Annotated in this window: 14 protein-coding genes; 7 read left to right on the forward strand and 7 right to left on the reverse strand. The window is 47.5% G+C overall.

Annotated elements, in window-relative coordinates:
• Positions 1 to 25: 25 nt before the first annotated feature.
• From G451_RS0122575 to G451_RS31175, 3 genes are all read left to right on the forward strand, one after another.
• Entirely contained in the window at positions 26 to 1,336 is a 1,311-nt protein-coding gene (locus tag G451_RS0122575) for a sulfite exporter TauE/SafE family protein (RefSeq protein WP_027186023.1), read from the forward strand.
• A complete protein-coding gene (locus G451_RS0122580) occupies positions 1,333 to 2,019 on the forward strand; it encodes a hypothetical protein (protein ID WP_027186024.1) in 687 nt (228 codons plus the stop codon). Before G451_RS0122575 ends, G451_RS0122580 begins: the two co-directional genes overlap by 4 nt.
• Positions 2,020 to 2,115: 96 nt before the next feature.
• On the forward strand, positions 2,116 to 4,767 hold the full coding sequence (locus G451_RS31175) for a PEP/pyruvate-binding domain-containing protein (protein ID WP_051261803.1): 2,652 nt from the start codon (positions 2,116 to 2,118) through the stop codon (positions 4,765 to 4,767).
• Between the two features lie 69 nt (positions 4,768 to 4,836).
• Here G451_RS31175 and G451_RS31180 read toward each other — a convergent pair whose 3' ends face one another.
• On the reverse strand, positions 4,837 to 5,220 hold the full coding sequence (locus G451_RS31180) for a response regulator (protein WP_034643647.1): 384 nt from the start codon (positions 5,218 to 5,220) through the stop codon (positions 4,837 to 4,839).
• A 76-nt stretch (positions 5,221 to 5,296) separates the two neighbouring features.
• The gene (locus G451_RS0122595) at positions 5,297 to 5,773 is read right to left on the reverse strand and encodes a response regulator (protein WP_027186025.1); all 477 of its coding nucleotides are present in this window, start codon (positions 5,771 to 5,773) and stop codon (positions 5,297 to 5,299) included.
• A gap of 567 nt (positions 5,774 to 6,340) precedes the next feature.
• Between G451_RS0122595 and G451_RS0122605 the strand changes: the two genes are divergently transcribed.
• From G451_RS0122605 to G451_RS0122615, 3 genes are all read left to right on the forward strand, one after another.
• Positions 6,341 to 8,218 carry a methyl-accepting chemotaxis protein gene (locus tag G451_RS0122605; RefSeq protein WP_051261804.1) on the forward strand — a complete coding sequence of 626 codons (1,878 nt, stop codon included), beginning with the start codon at positions 6,341 to 6,343 and terminating at the stop codon, positions 8,216 to 8,218.
• Positions 8,190 to 10,835 (forward strand): bifunctional diguanylate cyclase/phosphodiesterase, encoded by a 2,646-nt coding sequence (locus tag G451_RS31185; protein ID WP_051261805.1) that lies wholly within the window; start codon positions 8,190 to 8,192, stop codon positions 10,833 to 10,835. The genes G451_RS0122605 and G451_RS31185 overlap by 29 nt, the downstream gene beginning before the upstream one ends.
• A 235-nt stretch (positions 10,836 to 11,070) precedes the next feature.
• Entirely contained in the window at positions 11,071 to 12,930 is a 1,860-nt protein-coding gene (locus G451_RS0122615; protein WP_027186028.1) for a glycosyltransferase family 61 protein, read from the forward strand.
• 266 nt (positions 12,931 to 13,196) lie between these two features.
• Here G451_RS0122615 and nikR read toward each other — a convergent pair whose 3' ends face one another.
• The 5 genes from nikR to G451_RS0122640 form a co-directional block, all read right to left on the reverse strand.
• A complete protein-coding gene (gene nikR / locus G451_RS0122620; RefSeq protein WP_027186029.1) occupies positions 13,197 to 13,616 on the reverse strand; it encodes a nickel-responsive transcriptional regulator NikR in 420 nt (139 codons plus the stop codon).
• Between the two features lie 39 nt (positions 13,617 to 13,655).
• Complete coding sequence (locus tag G451_RS0122625) at positions 13,656 to 14,348, reverse strand: class I SAM-dependent methyltransferase (protein ID WP_027186030.1); 693 nt, start codon at positions 14,346 to 14,348, stop codon at positions 13,656 to 13,658.
• A gap of 392 nt (positions 14,349 to 14,740) precedes the next feature.
• Positions 14,741 to 15,355: an adenylyl-sulfate kinase gene (locus tag G451_RS0122630; protein ID WP_245587862.1), complete on the reverse strand. Its 615-nt coding sequence runs from the start codon at positions 15,353 to 15,355 to the stop codon at positions 14,741 to 14,743.
• On the reverse strand, positions 15,352 to 16,476 hold the full coding sequence (locus G451_RS0122635; RefSeq protein WP_027186032.1) for a phosphotransferase family protein: 1,125 nt from the start codon (positions 16,474 to 16,476) through the stop codon (positions 15,352 to 15,354). The genes G451_RS0122630 and G451_RS0122635 overlap by 4 nt, the downstream gene beginning before the upstream one ends.
• Positions 16,477 to 16,619: 143 nt before the next feature.
• A complete protein-coding gene (locus G451_RS0122640) occupies positions 16,620 to 16,967 on the reverse strand; it encodes an STAS domain-containing protein (RefSeq protein ID WP_027186033.1) in 348 nt (115 codons plus the stop codon).
• Positions 16,968 to 17,216: 249 nt separating this feature from the next.
• Here G451_RS0122640 and G451_RS0122645 point away from each other — a divergent pair, with 249 nt between their 5' ends.
• Positions 17,217 to 19,748: an ABC transporter ATP-binding protein/permease gene (locus G451_RS0122645; protein WP_034643651.1), complete on the forward strand. Its 2,532-nt coding sequence runs from the start codon at positions 17,217 to 17,219 to the stop codon at positions 19,746 to 19,748.
• The last annotated feature ends 34 nt before the right edge of the window (positions 19,749 to 19,782 follow it).

Consider the following 19,782-nt stretch of genomic DNA (forward strand, 5'->3'; position numbering starts at 1 on the left):
CCTGTAGCCACAAAAGGATACGAACATGAACTTCTTCAGAGAACTGGGCGCCTTTATGATGGCGGGGGCAAGGGCGCACGCGCAATGGGAGCTCGAAATGAGTCGGAACATTCTCGGTTCCCGCAAACGGCTCGCCGTGCTGGCGTTGTTCATTATACCGATTTTTATCATTGGTATCGCGTTTGCTGCCGATATATCCCAGGTCATGCCCGATCTTCCCAAAATGATCGGTGGGAAAAAAGCGTATTCTCCTGCATTTTATTCTCTTGGAATTTTTCTTGTTTCCATTGCCATTGGCCTTCTCGCCGGGTTCATTACCGGCTGCATCGGTGCCGGAGGAGGATTTATTATTGCTCCAGCGCTCATGAGTGCAGGGATTAAAGGGATTTTGGCTGTCGGAACAGACTTGTTCCATATCTTTGCAAAAGCCATCATGGGGAGCGTCATTCACCGCAAATTGGGCAACGTATCCGTCGCGTTAGCTTTGGTCTTCCTCATTGGAGCCGTGGCTGGAACAACAGGTGGTGGGATGCTCAACCGGTGGTTGTATGAACTGAATCCAGTCTTGTCCGATGCATTCATTACAACTATTTATTGCCTCATGCTCGGATTTCTCGGTGCATACGCCATGACCGACTATTTGAAAGCATCGCGTGCCATGAAGAAAGGTCCGCAAGTCGTCGACCACGGCGCGCACGGCGGAGGCGAAGGCACCGATTTAGGGAATCTTCCTCGCCTTCTCCAGTCTATCAAAATTGCACCAATGATTCGCTTCGATGAGGGGATCACCGAAGGCGGGCGGAGGATATCGTGGGTATTCCTCGTTCTGTCTGGCGCTATCGTCGGGCTGGCTGCAGGGATCATGGGGGTTGGTGGCGGTTTTCTTACTTTCCCCATTTTCGTCTACATGCTTGGCGTGTCTTCGGCAACAACAGTTGGTACGGATATTTTCCAGATTATTTTTACTGCCGGTTATGGCTCCATCACACAGTACGCTATTTACGGCTTTATTTTTTACACCTTGGCGATGGGAATGCTTCTCGGTTCGTTACTTGGAATCCAAGTTGGAGCGTTGGTCACTAAGGTTGTCAAAGGGATTACAATTCGCGGTTTCTACGCCATGGCTGTTCTTTCCGGGTTTGTGAACCGGATTTTTGCACTACCAGCCAAGCTGCGCAGTCTGGAAGTGCTCGATATCTCTCCAGCTATGGCTTCGGGCCTTGAGCAAGTCGGCGTATGGGCGTTCTTTCTCGTTATTGGCGGGTTTGGCCTGTGGGTTTTGAGCGTTTTTATCAAGAACTTGAGTGTACTCAAAGGTGAGGAGGTGATATCATGATCGCCAATCGTAAGGAATTTTTCGGAGGGATCGGTATGATCGTCCTCTTTTTTGGAGTACTGGCGTTGTTCTTTGCTCCAATCTTTGAAAACGGTACCAATGGTCTGGCCTATATGGATAGGTTGTATAACTCCATTTCCAAGGGATCTGTAAACTATATGGAGCAGATTACGGAAAAGGCAAAAGCTCAAGAAGGAAAAACCATTGATGTCAATCTTTCCATTCCTGCAGAGTTTGAAGAAATTATACCCGCACTGTTGTCGAGTTCCGGTCTGTCTGCTACCGTAGAAGGTGGTAAAGTACATGTTGTTGGTGATTTAAGTACGATGCTTCTCGCTGTAGTCGCCGATTGTGAGGATATGTACTATAACCGTGGCGACGTTGTTTCTGAGCGACGTGGAATGCGCCCCCGAGTCGCTATATATGCATGGTGGGACATTCTTCGCAGTATGGATAAGCAGCTCAAAAAGCAAAAGATGTTTGCTGCAGCAAGCGATGTCATTTATATCATGAATCGTGGAGTGGAACCGGCATACAATTATTATGGTATCGCCCCACAAAGTATTATGGATAAGATCGGCGTCGTCATTTTCTCTTTGATCTTCTATGTTGTATATACCCTTTGGTATGGTTTTGCCATCCTATTCATGTTTGAAGGATGGGGACTCAAGCTTGAGCATTGATCGACGAAAAAATACCGGTTTATTGTGGGCCGGAACGGGACGGACCCCGTTCCGGCCTTTTTCTCTCCACTCAACTCGCAAGCGCAAGGACAGATAATGGGATGGTTCGATCGTTTGTTTGGCCGTTCGGCTGCAAAGCGAGAAAACAGAATTCGCGACATTGCATCGTTGCGAGAAGAATTCAGGCGACGCTATGAACTGTTTCTTTCCATCATACGGGCCAATAACCAAGCATTGGAAGTCATGTCCGAACTGGATGCGGGTTTGCGTGGTGAGCGTCTGTTCGGCATGGCGTTTGTTCGCTCCAGATCCTTGACTGCTGTGGAGTCCGCACGAACCATGGCCATGGGGCTTATGGATTTGGCACCACAGAAATATGATGCCTTAGCCGACCGTTTGGCAAAAATGCGCGAGAATATCGAGCCGTGTCTGCGGTTGCGTACATCGGAGCGTGCGGGACCGTTTGTACTTGATTTTTCCAAAGCAGATCGGGAAAGAGCTGATCTTGTTGGCGGAAAGATGGCAAGTTTGGCCGAATTGGCTTCGGTCATGCGTGTTGCTGTTCCGGAAGGTTTTGTGATCACTTCCGCCGGGTTTATGCATTTTTTAAAAATGACCGGACTCCAGGAACGCATTCAGGAAGGACTTTCCAGTCTTGCATCGGCAGACGACATGGACGATTTGCATCGGCTGAGCCAGCATTTGCAACAAATGGTTATTGCCGCAGAAGTCCCTGACGATTTGGCTGAAGCCATTTATGCTGCATATGACGATTTGGCGCAACGTCACGAACGTCAACTCCACCTGGCGATGCGATCAAGCGCTGTCGGTGAAGATTTTGCTTCGATTTCATTTGCCGGTCAGTATCGAACCGAACTCAATGTCAGCCGTGAAAGTTTGCTTACAGCATACAAAGAAGTGGTGGCATCGAAGTATGGATTGACAGCGATGAGCTATCGCCTTGCTCGTGGAATAGCGGACGAAGAAACACCGATGTGCGTCGGGTGCTTGCGTATGATCAATGCCATACGAGGCGGAGTGATGTATACACGCAATCCCATGCCAGGAGGGGAGGAAGAACTGTTGCTCAGCGCGGTGTTCGGTTTGCCGAAGGCCGTTGTTGATGGCAGCGCACCGAGTGATTTATACGCCATGCGCCGTGGCGGAGCCCCGCTTATTTTGCGGTCGGTCGTGGCCGAAAAGACGTTTCGGTTTGAGTGTGGACCGGTTGAAGGCGTGCGGAAGGTTTCGTTGCCGGAATCTCAACACCGAGCCTCGGTATTAAGCGTTTCACAGGCGATGGCACTCGCTGAGTTGGGGTTGGCTATTGAGGCCTTTTATAATCGACCTATGGATGTTGAATGGGCTTTTGATGCAATAGACAACCTTGTTTTACTGCAATGCCGTCCTTTAACGATTGCCGAACCTTCACTCGAAATTCAGGATGACGTGACAGTTGGTGGTGGAGCTCTCGTGTCGGGTGGTGTCACGGCCAGCCGTGGCGTTGCCGTCGGTAATATCCATAAAGTGTTTAAAGAAGCTGATATGCTGTCTTTTCCAAAAGGCGCTGTTCTCGTTGCCAGACAATCATCGCCGCGATTGGCGCCGTTGCTTTCTCGAGCTGTCGCCGTCGTGGCGGAGCAAGGTTCCGTGACGGGACACCTCGCCAATGTTGCCCGTGAATTTGGAGTGCCTGCTCTGTTTGGATTGACCGGAGCACTTGAAATTTTGCCCGATGCGGGAGTGGTTACCGTTGATGCCGATAACAAAGCCATTTTTGGAGGTACGGTTCCAACGTTACTCACGCGTCGGCCAAGACCGCGTAACCTTATGGAAGGCAGTACGGTCCTTGCAACGCTCAAAGACGTTTCTCGACACATAGCTCCGTTGACATTGATTGATCCGGATTCCCCGGCGTTTCGTGCATCCAACTGTGAAACGGTTCATGATGTGACGAGATTTTGCCATGAGAAAGCTGTGCATGAGTTATTTCGATTCGGCAAACATCATGAGAACCCGGAATTTTCGGGAAAACGTCTAGTCACCAGTGTGACCATGCAGTGGTGGGTACTTGATCTCAGCGATGGTATTGCCAAAGAAATGCCCGGAAAGTATGTGCACCTTGATAATATCGTATCCATTCCCATGAGGGCTCTCTGGGATGGTATTATCGCGGTGCCATGGCAAGGCCCGCCCGCTATTGATGGGCGTGGCTTCATGTCGGTCCTGTTTAACTCGACCATGAATCGATCTCTTGATCCAGCCATGCCGTCACATTATTCCAGTCGCAATTATTTTATGATTTCGAAAAATTTCTGTTCCTTACATTCACGCTTCGGCTACCATTTTGCTCAGGTCGAATCCATGGTGAGTGAGCATGCTCGGGAAAATTATGCGAGTTTTCGTTTTCAGGGGGGAGCGGCTGACGATATGCGACGAGAACGGAGAGTCGCGATGGTGGGGGAACTCCTTGAATTGCATGGCTTTCGGGTGGATTTGCGTGAGGATCGCCTTGCCGCTCGACTCGAACGTTTGAGCCGATCTGACATGGAATGTGGATTGCGGGTACTCGGCTATTTGCTCATGCATACACGGCAGCTCGATATGATTATGAATAATGCTGAACAGGTCGCGCTTGTACGAGCCAGATTACAACGCGAAATGGATCAAGTGTCTGCAATGCGTTGCCGTTGGACCGGCGTTCCTGAGCAGGAAACAGCGGAAGTGCACGACAGTTCTCTCGTATAAAATATGTGGTGTTACGAGAAATGGCCGGCTTGGATTGTTCACAGACTTCATTTCGAAGCCGGCCGTATTTCACGAAAGGGAAATGTTATTTTTCTGATTGATATGCGCCAAACGGATAACTTTGGCGAGTTCTTCGAGGTCGACGGGCTTGGAGAGGTAGTCATATGCTCCGGCTTTCATACCTTTCATACCATCCTCGATACTGGTATGGCCAGAGAGTAAGATAACAGCTGTATACGGAAATTGGTCTTTGATGCGCCGCAGAACCTCCAGCCCATCAAGATCTGGCATTTTTACATCAAGCACAACGACTTCGCAGGGGGTTTTCGTCATGCGCTTCAACGCATCTGCTCCATTGGCGGCTTCGAAAACCTGAAAACCACGCCGTGAGAGACGTTTGACGAGAACCTGTCGAAATCGGGTTTCATCATCGACGAGAAGTACCGATGTCATGTTCTCACAACGCTCCTGAAAAAGACTTGTGGGTCCAAGCGGGGTGTCTGTTCGCCACGCCGGACCCGTTGCAAAGCTACTCATCCTTTACCTCGGCCATCACATTACGAGCCATATCGGGCTGACAGGCGATTGATGACATCGCCATCCCCATAAGAGCGGCATCAACCTGTTTTTTAATCTGTAAAAATTGATCGTGAGCTTGTTTGACGATTCTTACTAATGTGGAAATCTCTACGGGTTTTTCCAGGTAAGCAAACGCTCCAAGGCCTTCTGCCTGCTCCTTGGTTTCCAGGGAGCTGTGTCCGGTTAAAATGATAACTTGGGTTGTCGGGTAGGCCATCTTGATGCGTTGCAATACCTCCAATCCATCCAAACCGGGCATTTTGAGATCAAGAACCATGACTTCTGGTTCGTCTACACTAGTTTTTGCTAACGCTTCTTCTCCGGAAAGAGCAACTTCGGCCTTCATTTTTCTCGTTTGAAGCCGTTCCGCTAAACTACGAACAAAATCCGCTTCATCGTCCACAACAAGGAGTTTATATTCTTGCATGGTTTCCTCCTGTTTTGCCCTGGCTCAAAGAGAGATGGTGGTACACGTGTAAAGAAAGACCAGGGATGTTGGACAGAAGGCAAAATAGATGCCAGTTCCATTGATATACGAAGTGTCTATCCGGCTTGTTTTTCTTTGATTTTTTTTCTTAGTGTATTTTGTGTTGTCTTGACTTGGTTCCGTACTGTCAGGTTGTTTGTCATTTCGTCGGAAAAACAGTCATTCAGCATCGCGTATATCTACCCTTCAGTTGTATAGAATGAAGAAAATTTTTCGAGGGGGTCGCAGAGATTTCGTATTTGTACTCAATAAATTCCTGAAAAGACTGTCAGCTTTTTTTACGATTTGTAAAAAAGCATGTGAGATCAACAATATTTTATTTCACCAAGAGAAAGAAAAGTTCTGTCTGTTGGGGATTTGATGAAGAGTTCTTTTTGGCATGGAAAATGCCTCAGAATGGAATCATGAATACAGTGTATAGAAAAAGATAACACAAAGAAGGGCGTCATGGGAATTAAACAAAAGTTGCTTCTTCTCTTATGTATATGCGTTGCAGGATTCAGTTGTATGTTTGTTGTTGACCGTGTGGGCATTATCCTCGTTGATAGTGTAAATTATCGTGAAAGCCTCATGTCCGAAGCTGCATTGGATGTGTTGCAGTCCAGACGCCAAGAAAAAAATTTTCTGATCAGGCATGATGCCGATTCCCTTCAAAAAGCTGAAGCAGCAATAGCACGAATTGGGACGCAACTTGATAGCATTGCTCGAGATGACCCTGATATGGCCGGTACCATAAAGACGATTCTCGTCGCACTCCAATCCTACTCCGAAGCATTTACTGAAGTTTCTCGAGCAGACCAAGCTATGGGGAAACTCGATTCGGGATTGGAGCATGACTTTGTCATGGCAGCCCGCAAGCTTGAAGAGGCCATCACTTCTCGAAACAATAAAGATTTGCTTATTGCATTGTTGCAACTCCGGCGACAGGAAAAGAATTTTATCCTGCGAGGTGAAGCTTTATATTCCAATCGCGTATTGAAATATCTTACAGATTTGAAATCTTCTTTTCCTGCCAATGATTCGGTGAGTCCATTACTTCAAGCTTATAGATCTTATTTTACCAAATATATCGACCAACATAATGAACTCGTGCTGCAAGCGGATCACCTTATCCAGGCGGGAAGACGACTTGAAACCTTGGTTGTTAACCTGCGCAAAGTATATGAAGAGCAACACGATACTCTTGTCACTCGTGTCGATCGGATCGGTGTCATTTTAGAAGGATCCACTGTTGCCATTGTGATTGCAATGATCCTGTGGATTATTGCAGGCATCAATAGTTCACTGGGGGCTCTTCGAAGTTATTCGGCAGCCGTCGCGAGAGGTGAACTTACGGCAAAACCTCATGGAGATTTTCATGGTGAACTCGCTGAATTGCGCAATGATATTACTGCGATGGTTTCCAGCCTTGATGAAAAAATGCGTCAAGTCCTTGTGAGTGAGGAGAAAGCAAAACTTCAGGCTGAAAAAGCCGATCAGGCATCAGCAGAAGCCAACTCGCGTGAGCATGAGGTTCGTGGGCTTTTTGAGCGCATGCAACATGTGGCTGGCCGTGTTGATGATATTGCGCGAAATTTAGCAGGGTCAGCTGTTGGACTGACCGAGCAAGCGGAAAATGTCGCCCAAGGAGCCATGATGCAGAAAGATCGTGTGACGGAAACGGCTACAGCCATGGAAGAGATGAGCGCAACAGTGTTTGAAATAGCTCGCAATGCTGGCAGTGCGGCATCAGCGGCGGAATCGACCAGACACAATGCCGTCCAGGGCCTTCTCGTCGCAGATGAAGCGGGTAAAGCCATGCAGCAAGTCAATACAATTGCACAAGGGTTGCAATCTGAAATGACCGGCTTGAGCAAGAATGCTGAGTCCGTTGGTCAAGTCATTGATGTCATTAATGAAATTGCTGATCAGACCAATTTGTTAGCGCTCAATGCTGCTATCGAAGCTGCCCGTGCTGGCGATGCCGGTCGTGGTTTTGCCGTTGTGGCAGACGAAGTTCGGAAACTTGCTGAAAAGACTATGGCCGCAACGAAAGAAGTCGCCGAACGAGTTCATGCGATTCAATCAGCAACCAAGCGTAATCAGGAAGGGATGGACTCGGCCATTTCAGCAGTTGATGAAGCGAACCGCTTGGTTGTCGCGTCATCCGAAGCGTTGAATAAGATAAGCCAATTTGCCGATGATGCAGCAGGGCAGGCGCAATCTATTGCTGCTGCTTCCCAACAACAATCGGCTGCAACCGAACAAATCAATCGAGCCGTGGATGCGGTCAACCTTGTGGCATCGGAGACAGCCGATGGAATGAAAGATGCTCTTGATGCGCTGCACCACCTGACCAGAACAGCTGAAGATCTTCATGAACTTACCCAAGAACTCAATACATAATGTCCCCCAAGACCAAGCCCGGTTGTACACGTATGTTTGGCCTTGGAAATCTCTTCGGGGATTACTTTTTGGACTTGTTTGCCTGGCATTGACCCCGGCCTTGTGTGTCGCGCTCTATACCGGGCTGCAAAGTCGTCAACTTCTTATTGATCAAGCCTTGGGACATGTTCAAACTCAGGAAAGACCAGCATTCGAAATGAAAACTCGTCCTCAAAAGGAGCCGATGTCGACACTTGCCGATATATCATCCAGTCCACAGATTCGAAGAGCTGATCGCATGATGAGAAATACGTTTCTTGGTGCGCTTGGTGTTGCCATTCTTGTTCTTTGGATTACTCGATTAATCAGTCACATATACATTTTGAGACCTGCGGCGGCACTGGTTCGAACAGCCAGGTTAATTGGTTTAGGGCACTTTAACGTTCACATACAAGATGTTCCCGAGTGGGGAGAGCTCGGTTTGGTGGCGCAAGCCTTTGAGCATATGGCGCATGATCTCGCACAACGTACCGAAAAAGATGCCGAAAGGTTGCAGGCTCTTCACGATTACGCCAGTCGCATCAAAGCGCTTCTCAATGCAACGACTGACTCCGTTGTCCTTTTAAGCATTGATGGAAGAGTTCAGGCACTCAATGATGAAGCAGCGAGGAAGCGAGGACTAAAACCTGACGATTTATTGGGGCAGACAATATTCGATTTTTATCAACCAGCAATTGTCGATCAGAGAAAACAGTCTATTCGTCAGGTGTTTAACACGGGCAAGCCTGTTTTTTTTGAGGAACACGTCGGCGAACGATGGACGTGGGTCACGTTTCACCCTATCCATGATGGTCAGGGGAATGTTGTCCAACTCGCGAGTTTTGCTCGGGATATGAGTCGGTACAAACATGCTGAAAATGCACTTCGGCAGGCTGAGGAACGGTATCGTTTGCTTGTGGAACTGGCTCCTGTTGGAATTTACCAAAGTCTACCCGAGCCTCATGCACATTATATTCAAGTCAATCGTCATTTTGCGCAGATTTTTGGGTACGAATCTCCAGAAGAAGTCCTTCGTATTGTCAAGGACATTGCGATACAAATCTATGTTGACCCAAAGCAACGTTGCCTGCTGCATGAACGTATACTAACAACCGGAGCGGTCCATGATTTTGAAAGTGAAAATCGTCACTACGATGGGAGCATTTTTTGGACGATGCGCAATGTGCGAGCTCGACGAAGTTCTACAGGAGAAGTCCTTGCGTTTGAAGGGTTTGTCTCAGATATAACGGATCGTAAGCTCGTAGAAAACAAGTTAAAACACCAAGCTTATCACGATGAATTGACCGGGTTAGCCAACAGAGGCTTTTTTCTGAAGCAGATGCGTTCCGCTATTGAAACGGCGGTCCACGATAAACTGCGTTTCGCCATGCTCTTTCTTGATTTGGATAACTTTAAACTTGTTAACGATGGGTTCGGACATCCCGTCGGCGATGATCTATTGAGTCGTTTTTCCAGTAGACTCAAAGCACTTCTTGCCGGCAAAGCTCTGGTCGCTCGTTTCGGAGGCGATGAGTTCGGTGTTCTTATCTCTCCGGTTATTGATCTTTTTGCCGCGTTGCACGTGGCGAAAGATATTCATGCTGTCTTGAATCAGTCATTTCGAGTTGGAGGAAGTGAAATTGTCCTCAGTGCATCCATTGGTTTAGTGTTATGTAAGACAGGCTATTTGACTCCCGAGGATGTCCTTAGAGACGCTGATATCGCCATGTATCGGGCGAAACATCGTGGAAAAGGGCAAACCGAAGTATTTGATAAAGACATGTATCGAGATTTACTTCGACGCGTTGAGCTGGAACAGGGATTGCGGCGAGCAGTTCCAGCAGGAGAAATTATTGTTTATTATCAGCCGTATTTTGATTTGAACGAGTTGCAATTAGCTGGTTTTGAAGCTCTAGTGAGGTGGAGACGACACGATGGAACGATCGTCTCACCTGCTGAATTTATTCCTGTTGCCGAAGATGCAGGTATTATTTTGGAGATTGGGCCGTATGTGTTGCGCGAAGCGTGCAAGCAGATGGTTGATTGGTTGGACAAACTTGAGGAGGACACCCCGCTGACGATGAGCGTGAATGTGTCGGGCCGTGAAATCTACCAGGGGGATCCCGTTGGTCAAATTCGGCAAACTCTTGCATCCACCGGCCTCCCTGGGCATCGTCTTCGTTTGGAAGTCACCGAAACTGTTCTGATGGATGATTTGGAAATTGCTACGGAAGTGCTTGAAGCTGCACATGCTCAAGGCGTAACGATTGCGCTTGATGATTTTGGTACGGGGTATTCTTCATTGGGATACCTCCGATCTTTACCACTTGACGTCATTAAAATTGACAGAAGTTTTGTTCAAAATTTAGATCATCCGGGCCGAGACCAGGACATTGTGCACTCCATTGTTGATCTTGCGCATGGACTTGAACTTGATGTCATTGCTGAAGGACTTGAAACCGAAGCTGTTCTCGGTGTCTTGACACAGGCTGGTTGCGATTATGGACAAGGATTTCTCATGTCTCGCCCCTTGCCAAGCAAAGAGGCTTTTGCTTTAATTGCTCGGTGTTATTCTCTGAAAGATATAATGAGTGATTGATGGCTCCTTGGAAAGGAAGCCGTAAAACGAATTGAATTTGCGACTTTTCGTTTTTCTGCCAATAGATCTGCTGCATTTTCTCGTGTCTTTTTTATCTTCCCGTATTCTTCTGAATTTAATAGTAATTTATTGGTCGTTGATTGCCGCCCTCGCATTTATGAAATATGAAGAATCGACACCACGCTAAAAAGAAATTACGAGCAGGCGATATGAACATGAGGAGGCGAAAAAGACGGTGACAGGTTTGGTTCCTTTAGTACAAGTACTTGTTCTTGCTCGGAATAGAATATGGCTCGATATCCTTCCGTTTCAGGGGAATGTAGATATTACGTTTCTCATGCAAACGGAACAGGAAGCAAAGAAAGCACAAGATGATGGTCATAACGCTATTGTTATTACTGACCTTGATCTTTCTTCAAGTCCGCAATGGGATATCGTCTTTGCTCCCTACCATTTTGGGACGCGTGAGGTCCTGCGAAGTATTGAATCGTTCTGTTGGCTGTATAAGCTGGCACGCGATCTCCTTATTATTCGCGATAACAATTATGATCTTATTCCAGCTCTTGCTTCTATCGACATGCGCCTTGCTGCGTATGAGCAGTTAAAAGATCGTCCTCATACGGCTTTGTGTGGTCTTTCCCGTTTTGAAGGCATGGCAAATATGTTCGATGTGAAACGGTTTGAATCGCATGGCCTTCAACGTTTTTTTCCCCATTATACGCCAGATAGTGTCATTCATCAGAAGTTGCTCTTTGACACTCATGAACGCAATGCTCCACAAGCCAAACGCGATTTAGAACAATTGGACAAGCGTATTGGCGGTATATTCAGTGAGTATCTTTTTTTGTATTATAAGCAGTATTCGCAGAATGTACGAAGTTGTATTGATATTAGAGAGCCTTCCGAGTTGATTCGTCTTACAGATACATCCGGGGCTGTTGTTGAGGCTAAAGAATGTAAGCTTTCTGCACAAAACGATCTTCCCGGATTGCCCGCACAACAATGGAAAGATGCTGTTGTCAAACGGCAAGCATCCCGGTTTGTCGTGCATCCCCAAACAGCCGTACCGCGCCCCCGCTTGCTCAATGTTGAAAAAAATCAAGCTGCCTTGGCGCAATTCCTGAAATCGTTGGATGTGCCGTATACGGCGGCTCCACAACAATTGTATTATTTACCGGGAGCCCAAATCAGCGGATACTCACTGCATGTCTACGATGCACAGAATCGTCTTGTTCCAGAAACAGAATACCTGAATGATAGTGCGTTGTTTTGGCGTCATGCACCGGAAACACATTGTGTACGTTTTCCGGCCGTTGCGCGTCGACTTGATATCCCACGTACCAGTCTGATTTTATTTAATGCTTGTCATCGGGACTATTTCCACTGGCATATTGATGCGTTACCGGCAATCACTCAGGCACGAAAACTTGGTATGGACGATGTCTGCGTTGTCACTATGCCGCTTGCACAATGGCAACGTGACTCTCTGGATTTGCTTGGCGTGGAGAATCGATTTGAGTTGCGCCCTGGACATTATACAGCCGATGATATTTTTTATCCCACCGTCTTGCGAGGGGAAGCTTTTTCACCACATCCAACGATTCTTGATGGATACCAGGTCATAAAAAAAAGGTTGGCAGAACGTACAGAGGAACAAACGCCTGCAGTACAATCTGGAAAACGTCTGTATGTCAGCCGTCATGATGCCGAACGTCGTGTGCTTGCAAATGAAAGCGAGCTTGCCGCCGCCATGGAGAAACGTGGTTTCACCGTTATTGCTCCTGGTGAATTACCGTATAGCGAGCAGATTCAGGTATTTTCTCAGGCGGAAATTATCGTCGGACCACATGGAGCAGGGCTCACCAACATTGTGTATTCGGATAATCTTCGACTCCTGTTTGAAATTTTTCCAGAACCCTACCTGAACCCTTGTTTTATTCGGCTTGCAAATCTTAAAGGGGCTGCATCAGCACAAGCAGCCTATCCGTCCAAGGATGCCGAGACAGTGGGGTTTATCCATAAATTGACTTGGGAGGTTGATCTGGATGATCTTCTGAAACGCATCGACGCGGCATTGGACCAAGTCGAACCGTAACACATTTAAAAAACAGGATTATGAAGCTGCAAAATTTCTGCAACCGCTCCCAAACAGCTCAAAGAGACTTCGACTGACTTCGTTTTTAGTCACAGACAGACACGTCTCCAGGGGGCTTCGATCTCTTGGAATCAATATTTTTTTCTGGACCATACCTTCGCTGCCGTAGGCCGCTTTTCATGACGGGAGCCGTATTAATACGAGCCTCAACTGTCATTTAAGCGGGCAGGAAGGTAATGGTCGCCATAGCCCGGGTGAAGACGGCGTTAGACCAGGTCTTGACCGGTCGTGGCCAATGTCAGCTTGCCATACTTCACACCGCGAGTGGAAATAAGCTTTTGTGAGAGCTTTTGCATGGACTCGCCAGGCCCTTTCAGGATGAGAACTTCCAGGCAATTATCATGATCAAGATGGATATGCATCGAAGTTAAGATAATATCGTGGTGATCATGTTGGATTTCAACAAGGCGTTGTGCAAGATCACTGACATGGTGATCATAAACAAGGGAAAGCACGCCAGCAATTTCTTTGTCGGTTTCTTCCCATTCACGTTGCACGAGAACACCACGAATGAGATCCCGTATGGCTTCGCTTCTCGTTTGGTAGCTTTTATCTTCACAAAGCTTGTCGAATTTTTCGAGCAGTTCGGAGTTCAGGGAGACACCGAATCGGATTGTTTTTCCCATGGCTGCGATTTCCTTGTTGTCAGGGTGAGCTGGCCGGACCTATGAACGAGGTTTCATCAGTCTCCATAAATTGACCGTAACATGATAGCCTTCCACGGGGATGTTTTCCACTCCGAGATTTTCCACAAGAAAGCCATCAGATGCAAGTCGCTCCCACACGGGGCGCGAAACACTACGTACGGGCTCTCCAAGCCAGATTTCACCGGTTGGAGCAAGGTGGTTGAAAAAAAGGTTGCGAAGAGGTTCATAAAACCGGGTTTCATAAACGATATCGCCCCCCCATATAAAATCAAAAACTTCGGGTTTGAACGCTGGTGCGCACCAATCCATCTGAACAAAAAGGGGAGGAGGGACGTTGTTGAGTGCTGCATTGCGTTGGCCGAAATGGACTGCCGGCCAAACATGATCCATCGCGGTGACCGAAGCCCCGAATGACGAGGCAATAATCGCCGAGAGGCCGAGACCGCAGCCAAGGTCGAGACATTGTTTTCCTTGAATATCAGCCTGGCGGCGGGAAATTTGACGAGCCAACAAGAAACTCGCTGGCCATAATTCAGCCCAGTAGGGCATCCGTTCGTCTTCGTTGAATCTTTCGTCATCCATGGCTTCCCACAACGATTCCATGTCGGCCGTACGTTCAAGAAGCCATGTCTGGTCACATGCGTTCACTTCGAGCCGTTGATACGGGGGAGCGCACCATACGTCGTGTGTCGGGTACTTGGGAGAGTTCATGTATTCCTTGAAATGTTGAAAAGTGTCTCGCGTGGAGATCGATCCGAGGGCAGGTGCAATATATCGTTTGCGATGTCAACAGGAAGAGTAAAATCTCTTGAATTTTGAAAAGCGGGCGTCCAATGAAGTTTTTGTGCACAGAACACATATTTTTCACTATAATATTGTATTCTGAGTACGTTACGCGAATAACTATTGATAGATGGGGGGGATGAAAGAGAAGAGAACTCGGACAACATATCCAGCGTATGTCTTTTGGGGCTATGAATATTCGAATTGTATGAGATGGAGCGCAGACATCAAACGTTTGCGTTAATAACTGTCTGGGATAGGGCGAAGCAATGAAACCGCCCTGTCAACAGAATGTACCCACAGTTCACAGGGCGGAATCGTTATAACCAGGCTGCAAAACGCCTGAGAACCGTAGCACGAGCTGATTGTACCGTAAGTTCTTCGCTATTGAGTATGAGTTCGGCATTGGGATCGACTTCGAACGGCGTGTCCACGCCAATGACTTCTCCGAGTCCTTCAAACTGTTCGCCGGTTGCTTTTCGTTTGACGGCTTTCGCGTACAGTCCTGCCATGACTTTTCCTTCGGGACGTTTCGATTCCCGTTCCATAGCCGTTTTGAGGCTGCATTGGATATGGACCTCGGCAAATCGTTCGATTTGTTCCCGAGCGGTGTTACGCATGGATTTTTCCGGCGCAGTGCCATCCATCAAAACAATATGGCCCTCGGCAACGAGTTGTGCGGCTTCTTTCGCAAAAAGTGCGTAGGCTTGGTGTCGCTCTTCCGTCGTGTATTGTGGGTGCGGGACGTATATTTTGCGTTGTCTGTCCATCTCAAGCCAAATGACGGGTAAGCCTTTGACAGCCAACGCATCGCGTACGGCCCTCGCTATCGAACTTTTGCCGCAACCGGGCAATCCCGTGAACCAGATGGCTGCTCCTTGGGATTCTTCAAGAGGACCGTTGTTTCCTGCCTGACGTTGCACGGTGGCACTCACGGTGATACCTCCAAGTATTTATTGATATTCTTGTAATCAAAGCGCTCATCCTCGAGAACGTTTTCGAGAAAATGAAACAATCCTTGTCGGACTGCCGGAGGATGTCTGGGATACCATTGCGGAGAAGCAATCACGAGGCCGCGAAAAACAAAGAATGGAGCGATGACTTCAAGAATCTCTTCATCGTTGGTTTGTTCAAGATATTCTTCCCAAAAAGCAGCATACAGACGGTCGAAGTATTGTCCCAGACAGGCGGTATCGAAGAGACCGAAGAGGAGATAGTTAATGCTCATGGTGGCAACATCGTCAGCGGGTTCGCCCCATTCGCCGCGGCTTCGATCCAAGACATTGAAATCGGGACCGGCCGGTGTGTCTTGAACGAGCACGTTCCATGGGTGAAAGTCTCCATGAACCGCACTGAGTCGATGCGTATAGTCTCTGAGTTTCCAACGCCACTCGACAATTCTTTTTTCCAGAGCGGCAAATCGTTCCGGTGGGAACAGGTCGTAGGGATACGGGTAGGAGTCCACAAGTCCGAAGATACATTCCGAAGCGCCGATGAGGTTACGTATTCGACGCAGGTAGAGGTCTGGATCTTCGAATTTTTGACTGTGTATGTCGGCAAGCCAACCAGCGAAAGAACGCGCTAATGATTCATCGGTCGGTTTGAAGTCACACTGACGGATCCGTTCAAGATCACGATAGTAATCGTATCCTTCGACCATCTCACTCACAATGAAGAATTCTTTGGGATCTTTAACGGCTATAGGGGTATCGGATTCGTCGAAATAGCCCAATCCCAGTGATCGTACATGCCGAGGCATACGATTTGAAGTGGCATGTTGAAACATAAGGATAGCGGCACGGTCCCAATAAAATTGATGACCGTATTTGTCTCCGCGCATAATCGATAAAACGGCGCGATGGACTGTGCCAGCTTGACGATACTCAATGCGTAGGGGCTTCCCGTAACCGAACTCTTTAATGCCTTGAGTTCCTGGAACGCCGATTTCACCCATATCGAGCAATTCGGCATCAGGACCGAACGCGTCTTTGACGTAGGCATCGATATTGTGAAAGGTCAAACGGAGAGCCGTTTTTTCTTCGGTACCGGTTCGCACGGTTTTCCTCCCGAGGAGTTTGGCTGGTTATGCGTAGGAGAACTCCGGCAGTTATGCCACAGCAGCAGTATAACTTTGGGAAGAAAGCGGCGAAAAAGTCAAGGAGGGAAAACGCTTTTTCCGTGTTGCAACGCGTTGAGCACTTATGTCGAGCTGACGCCGAACGCGGTCAAACCTTGCTCCACAGTTTCAAAAACATGGAATACACGATCAAGACGGGTCAACATAATGATTTTGGTGACTTCGGGGCGTGCGGAACACACACCAAAATTTCCTTTTTTCTTCACTGACTTGCTCAAAAAGACCATCACACCGAGGCCGCTGGAATCAATGAATTCCACTTCGGAAATATCAAGGAGAATGTTGTGATGCCCTGAATCAATATACTCAAGGCCCATGGTTTTGAAATCTGCGGCATTGGAGACATCAAGACTTTTGTCTTTGAGTTGCAAGAGAATGACGTCATCGATGAGGATGTCTTGGGCATGCATACGTTCCGCTCTCTCCTAATCTTTTTTGTTCTCAATACCGGTCCACTCAATTAAGGTAAAGGCTTGTCACAGAGTTATGAAATACTTTTCTCATGCTTGTTGCGGTGTGCACAACGGGAAAACTTCTTATTTCAGACTGAATAAGCAAGAAAAAGGTGTTTTTATTGATTTTTACAGGCAAACGAGGCAAAGTTTCTCCTCTTGAGAAAAGCTTGTTCTTTTTGTCGCATTCGAACCCAGGACATCGCCATGTTGAGTAAAAACATTCCTTCAAAGATTTATGAACGATCCTTGTTTTCCTGGGTCAAGACAAGCAATTTGACGCTTCAAATCGTTCTACTTTTTGTAATTGTGGTAACGGTCGGCGTTCGTGTGCTGCCCCTTGAAATGCAAAAAAAGATCATCAACCAGGCCATTGGGTTAAAAGACCTCCAACTGTTGTACTTATATTGCGGATACTATCTGGGGGCCGTTGTTCTGGCTGCGATGCTAAAATATGTCATCAACGCATTGCAGGCAACAATAGGACAACAGGCGCTAGCGAGTCTGCGTAAACAACTTTACGCTCATATTCTTACGCTACCGACGTCTTTTTTTCGTACGGCCTCTCCGGGGATGGTTGTCTCATCGATTATAACCGAAGTCGCGAATACCGGTGAGTTCGTCGGTCAAGCTATTGCCACGCCGGTCGTCAACCTCCTGACGTTGCTCGCATTTGCTGTTTATCTTTTCTATCTCAATCCTCTTTTGGCGTTGTTGTCCATGGCGCTGTATCCTATTGCGCTCATGTTTATTCCGATTCTGCAACGCCGAACAAACAAAGCCAATAAGGAGCGCGTCGATACGGGGCGAGCCATGTCCACTCTGGTCAGTGAAGCGATTTCCGGGGTTCACGAAATTCATTCCAATGCCAGTTTCCACTTGGAAAACCGACGATTTAGCCAACTTGCCGACGCTCTGTACCGTGTTCGTCTGCGTTGGAACCTGTATAAATATGGCGTAAAGACAAGCAATAATTTTTTCCAGAGCCTGGGACCATTTATCTTATTCCTGGTTGGGGGCTATCTCGCAATTAACGGCCATTTTGACCTTGGCGCTCTTGTTGCTTTCTTGTCGGCAAACGAAAAGCTTTATGATCCATGGAAAGAACTCATGGATTTCTATCAAACTTGGCAGGATGCTCGCGTAAGCTACTCGAGGATTATGGAATACTTCACAGCCGATCCCGATTTTGTTCTGGAACCGGCTGAGCCACGCCCGCCGATTGAACTTGATGGAAGTGTGGAAGTTAAAGACTTGGTTATGGAGGTTACAGGCGGCATTCAATTACTCAAAGGCGTTTCGCTACAGGTTAAACCGGGAGAGCTTGTGGCCCTGGTAGGGTTTTCCGGCTCAGGAAAAAGCACGCTGGCTCTCATCATGTGTCAAATCAACCCGTATTCACTGGGAAGCGCGACGTTAAGTGGGAATGAAATCGCCCTCATGGCAAAAAGCGATGTTGCAGACAATCTTGGAGTTGTCGCCCAGCATCCGTTTATCTTTCAAGGGAGCATCAAAGACAACCTCCTGTACTCCATCAATGCGCGACGTGAGGCACACGATATAATAGGAGAGGAAGGACTTCCGAGCCTTGATCGTATCATTGAAGCGATTCAGCAAGTCGGGCTCTTTATCGATGTGTTGCGTTTCGGTCTCAATACGACATTTAAGGAAGGTAAGAAAGAGAACCTTGTTAAAAAGGTCATCAGGATTCGTGAGACATACTATCAGGAACAGGGTGAATCCCTTGCTGAATATGTCGAGTTCTTTGATATTGATCGCTACCTGTACTTTAGTGATGTCGCGACGAACATTGTTTTTGGTTCGCCCGATAATGATGAATTTAAATTCGAGAATATCCACAAGAGCACGTATTTTATAGAGTTCATCCAAGATTTTGGGTTACGTATGGTGCTTTTGGAGCTTGGACGAGACTTGACACACCAGACTGTGGACATCTTGAAAAATGTTCCGGAGCTCGATTCAACATTCTTTGATCAGACACCGGTCCTCGCTGATGAGTTTGAAACCTATCGGGAGCTTGATGAGCGTTTGTCGCGCACCAAACTTCATGAAATGACTCCTGAAGATCAAGATTTGTTATTAAGCCTTGCTTTGCGTTTCGTTCCCGGTGTTCATCGGCTTGTCGCATTGCCTGAACTCACCGAACGTCTCATTCTCGGTGCCCGGGCACGATTTATGGAAAAGATTTTCAGTGAGCGTTCCGGAGATATTACGTTCTACCGACGTGAAGACTATATCCATAACCAGACGATTATGGATAATATTCTTTTTGGACGGACAAAAACAACCAATCCCAACGCATTGGATAAAATCAATAAAACAATCATTCGTCTGCTTATCATGGAAGACATGCTTGAGCGTATCGTTGAATTGGGGCTTGATTTTCAGGTTGGTTCCCATGGTGACAGACTCTCGGGTGGACAAAGGCAGAAGGTTGCTCTGGCGCGAGCCTTTTTGCGTGAACCTCCCATTCTTATCTTGGATGAAGCCACTGCAGCGTTGGATAATGCATCGCAGAATCGTATTCAGAATCTTCTTGAAAACAAGTGGAGGGGAAGCAGCACAGTTATTGCTGTTGTTCACCGCCTGGACACGATCAAGAACTATGATAAGGTCGCGGTCATGAAAGCCGGTCGCATTGTCGAGGTCGGCGGATATGAGGAACTTATTGCCAAGAAGGGGATGCTTTATGAGCTCGTGCACGGCTCCTCCAAATAGCGGCGCAACTTCCTGCGGCTATACACACCATCTC

The organism is Desulfovibrio inopinatus DSM 10711, from assembly GCF_000429305.1.
GTDB lineage: Bacteria > Desulfobacterota > Desulfovibrionia > Desulfovibrionales > Desulfovibrionaceae > Alteridesulfovibrio > Alteridesulfovibrio inopinatus.